At 34.6% G+C, this 3,988-nt stretch carries 5 protein-coding genes; all 5 read right to left on the bottom strand.

Annotation, left to right across the window (positions count from 1 at the left end; all coding sequences use genetic code 11):
• A partial coding sequence (locus tag VQ048_RS11805) for an N-6 DNA methylase (RefSeq protein ID WP_327611868.1) occupies positions 1 to 1,134 on the bottom strand: 1,134 nt, incomplete at its 3' end.
• Complete coding sequence (locus VQ048_RS11800; RefSeq protein WP_208809428.1) at positions 1,121 to 1,558, bottom strand: DUF1896 domain-containing protein; 438 nt, start codon at positions 1,556 to 1,558, stop codon at positions 1,121 to 1,123. The genes VQ048_RS11805 and VQ048_RS11800, both read right to left, overlap by 14 nt.
• A gap of 12 nt (positions 1,559 to 1,570) precedes the next feature.
• Positions 1,571 to 2,497 (bottom strand): nucleotidyl transferase AbiEii/AbiGii toxin family protein, encoded by a 927-nt coding sequence (locus VQ048_RS11795; protein WP_064969539.1) that lies wholly within the window; start codon positions 2,495 to 2,497, stop codon positions 1,571 to 1,573.
• Complete coding sequence (locus VQ048_RS11790; RefSeq protein WP_327611867.1) at positions 2,494 to 3,273, bottom strand: type IV toxin-antitoxin system AbiEi family antitoxin domain-containing protein; 780 nt, start codon at positions 3,271 to 3,273, stop codon at positions 2,494 to 2,496. The genes VQ048_RS11795 and VQ048_RS11790 overlap by 4 nt, the downstream gene beginning before the upstream one ends.
• A gap of 238 nt (positions 3,274 to 3,511) precedes the next feature.
• A partial coding sequence (locus VQ048_RS11785) for a topoisomerase C-terminal repeat-containing protein (protein ID WP_327611866.1) occupies positions 3,512 to 3,988 on the bottom strand: 477 nt, incomplete at its 5' end.

Below are 3,988 nucleotides of genomic sequence, written 5' to 3'. Positions count from 1 at the left end.
TCGTTGTTTATAATTACCAAAATCAAGGTTTAATTTTTCTTCGAGGTCACGGGCTATTCCAGATACGCCATTTTCGTGTATATAAATCCTTGATGGTTTTCCGTATAAGTCAGTATCTAATTGTGATGTTGTATGAATAATCTGTTGTGGATTGTTTTCAAATAAAGCGTTGATTGTATAACCTTCAATGTGCTCTATCGTATCACAAAAAAGTAAATCCTCGGTAGAAAGTGCTTGTTTCTGTGAGTCTTTTTGTAGGATAATCAAATCACTTCCTACTTCCGTCCCTGCGTAATCCGTAAACAGATTATTGGGTAATCGAATAGCTGATACCAAATGAGCTTGTTTTATCATAGCTTCTCTAATAGGGCGGTTTTTGGGGCTATTCAGTACCCCCTGAGAGGTGATATAGGCTAATAAGCCACCTTCTTTTAAAACGTCCAAACCTTTTAAAAAAAAGTAATTATGGATATTTTTTACAGCTTGTTGCTTTGCCGAATCCTTACTCCTTGAAAAAGACAAATCAAATACAGATATATCTCCAAACGGTATATTACTGCTTATTACATCAAAGGAATTATTTTGTCGTTCTTCTATATTTTCAAATCCCTTAATTTTTATTTGGGCGGAAGGATGTAAATGTTTTAATATTTTCCCCGTTAGTAAATCTTTTTCAAAAGCGGTTATAGACACATCATTTTGTTGTAACTGTTCAATAAAATTCCCTGTTCCTGCGGAAGGGTCTAATGCTTGTTGGTATTGAAAGTTGTGTTTATTAAGTACCGCTGATAGAGCTTGGATAACTTCTGGCGGGGTATAAAATGAAGTGAGTACCGAACTTTTAAGACCATCGGTCATACTTTTGTAATCTGAAAAATCAGAAGCATTGACACGAATAAGCTCATACAACTTTTGAGTGGCTTCAAAGTAAGGTTCGTCGGACTTTGTCCAAAAACGACGGTCTTCTTCCTCATTGGCAGGATTTAGGATAAATTTTAACCCTCCAAAACCTGAGTATTGTTTTAGGATTTCTTTTTCGGCATCCGTAGCCAGTCGCTTTTCTTTTTCTAACTGAAAAGCGACTTGTAAGGCTTGGATATTTTGTTCTAAGTGCAGCTTCTTATTGAACGCCATTTTCCTCAATCCATATTTGAATTTGTCCTGTTAGCTCTGTATAAAGCTCGTTATACTCCTTCGTTCCTTCAAAATCTTGATGTAAATCGTAATTCTCAAATACTTCTACACAATAGGGAAACACTTTAAGTGCAAAGGCACGGGCTTCATCGGCAGGAATTTCTCGGTCAAACTCATTACAAACCACTTGATATACTGTATCAAATGGGGAATAATACAATCCTTCAAAAAGGGCTTCATTAGCAATAGCACGACATTCTAATATTGTATGCCCTGCATCAAAGGCTTTTTCATAGGCTTCTGCTGCTAAATTGCTTCGTTCTTTGATAAACGCTTCATTAGTTGCCAGATTAGGAAAGCTGGTGTTTAATAATTCTCTTAGTCGTAAATCGTAATACGAAATTTCTTTTTCTTGTGTTGCCATAATTATAATTTTTTAAAAATTAATATTTAAGATTTGTTCTAATTTCTGATAAGCTATTTGATGTTTGTCTTTTTTCATTTTTGACAAATTAAAAAGTTTCCATTTTACAGAAGGCAGATTAGAAACTACTTGGCTGTCCAACCCCAATAAATCCCACTGTGGCGTTTTATTTTTAAAACTCAACAAGAACTTTTTTTCTTCTAAAGTTATATTCTTTTGTATCAATTGAACTAGCTGAACACGAGTGTCTTCCAACTCTTGTAAAGTGATAGGACTATCCGTCATACGCTCAAACTCCATAGCATATACTTTTGAAATATCTTTAAAATGAGGCTGTAACAGTTCTGACATAGGACGCTGATGACTGATAAGAAAAACCAAAAATGTTTTTCTTAGGTTGGTTGTAAGTCCTTCATTTTCCAAAAGTAATTTAACATCAAATAAATCTCTTGGGTGCTGTCGGTCTAATGCAGCACATAATTTACCTGCATATAAATCGGGCAAAGAAGCTACTTGCATTTCTACATATCCAAATTCATTTTCTGCTCGCTCACAAATCTCTTTTTGTTCCACAGGGAAAACAGTTTCTCTTATAACAGGAGATAATTCCACTTTGATTCGGATTTCATTGAGTTGTAAAATCAATCGCAAAGAATTATCCTGCTGTTTCTGCGTTTCCTGAACACGAATCCCTGCAATATTTTGTTTAATCTGTTCGCTCAATCGAGATAAGGCTTGACGAATATTTTTCAAAGCCTCCTCTCGGCTTTCAGAAGGTAGGTATAACAAATCAATATCTACTGACAGACGAGGAAGATTTCGATAAAACAAATTGATGGCTGTACCTCCTTTTAAGGCAAAACATTTTTCCGTATGGAGCAAAGGTAATACTCTTACCAATAATTGTACTTGTTTATAATAGAGCGTGTTTTTAATCATTTTATAAAATTTTTGGGTACAGTGATTAGATAGTTTTTGTCTAATTCGCCACCTTCTACCAGCATTCGTTTTCCCGAACCTAAATAGACATTTTCAGTTTTTAACCTTGTAAACCATACATATTTATAGTGATTTGCTAAAAACAAAAACAATCGCTTAACGCCAATATGTGTACAGGCTTCTAATAAAACTTGTAGCTTTCTTGGTGAAAGTGAAGTCATACCTTGCATTAGTTCTGCGGCGTGTTCAAAAGAAACTTCGTTAGGCACTTTCCGTAAAACTTGTAATATCGCCATTTCTGGACATACTGCTTTTATTTGTGTATCTTCCCAAGGAATTGAAACCGTATATTTTGCCATTTCTTCTTTGTCCATATTAGCAAAAATTTCTCTTTGAGAATTTTTACAAAATTTAGCTTTAAGAACATACTCATTGCACCATTGAGGTACATTATCATCACCATATAACATAATTCGTTCCGTTCCTGACACAGGAATATAATGCGTATATCCCTTTAGTTCCAAGGCGGTTAGCCCACCTACAAGTAAGTCGCTTTTCATTATATTTTGCAAGGTAAAAACGATACTTTGCCAAGAGGTGCTTTTTTTGGCTCCTCGTATGTAGATTCCTCTCTGTATAGATTTTAAATAGTCAGATTTGACTAAGTTATCTAAAGTATGTTTTCCTAAATCCATTGTATCTCGTAGCCAATCTCGTGTTACTATAAGTCCCTCTGGTATGATTTCTTCTATCTGATTTCGTATTTCTAAGCCCATTTTTAATTAGTTTACATTTTGTATTAGATAGCGGCGTTTTTCGCCGTTAATACAAAGATATGTAAACTAAATGAGAAAAATGACCATTTTATCAAATTTTTTATTTATTTGCATTACTACTCATTTTTTGAGTATTAACGCAAACATTTCAAAAAAAATAAGTTTAGATGTTTATCCATTAACGGCATTTTTCGCCGTCAAATACTTATTGTTTAAACCTGTTATGCTTTGATTATTGTCATTTTCCTTTTTTATTTTTAGAGCGAGGCGGAAACTCAAATGAGGTAGAACTGTCTTCTTGAAGAACCAAATAAGCATCAAAACTTTTTCCCGCCTTACTTTTTAATCCTTTTAAAAGCGTTGTTTTTCCATTTTCCAGCAAAGCCATTATCGCTTCATCATTTACCTGTTTTCCGCAAACATTTCTGAAAAATAACCACTGACAATCTTCTTCCATACATTTAGCAACTTTCTTGTATAAACGAACACTTTGTTTTTTACAAACAGGGCAAACCAATGCAGGTGAAGCAATTCCTTCGATTTCCATCGCTAAAAAATCTTCTGTGATTTTTTGGGTATAGTCTTTCATCGCTTGTAGGAAATTTTCTGGAGGGAGTTGCCCTTCCTCAATTTCATTGAGAGAGGCTTCCCATTCACCCGTTAATGCCACATCAGCGATTTTTCGGTCTTTGACCCATTCATAGACTTTCAACCC

It is taken from the genome of Bergeyella anatis (genome assembly GCF_036016955.1).
Taxonomy (GTDB): Bacteria; Bacteroidota; Bacteroidia; order Flavobacteriales; family Weeksellaceae; genus JAYWXI01.
Note: the sequence above shows the minus strand (reverse complement) of the source record. Positions and strands in the feature narration are given on the sequence as shown.

Bases quoted from the DNA above. Each gene is read 5' to 3' on its own strand.
- VQ048_RS11800 (WP_208809428.1), bottom strand. From the start codon at position 1,558: ATGGCAACACAAGAAAAAGAAATTTCGTATTACGATTTACGACTAAGA.
- VQ048_RS11795 (WP_064969539.1), bottom strand. From the start codon at position 2,497: ATGATTAAAAACACGCTCTATTATAAACAAGTACAATTATTGGTAAGA.
- VQ048_RS11790 (WP_327611867.1), bottom strand. From the start codon at position 3,273: ATGGGCTTAGAAATACGAAATCAGATAGAAGAAATCATACCAGAGGGA.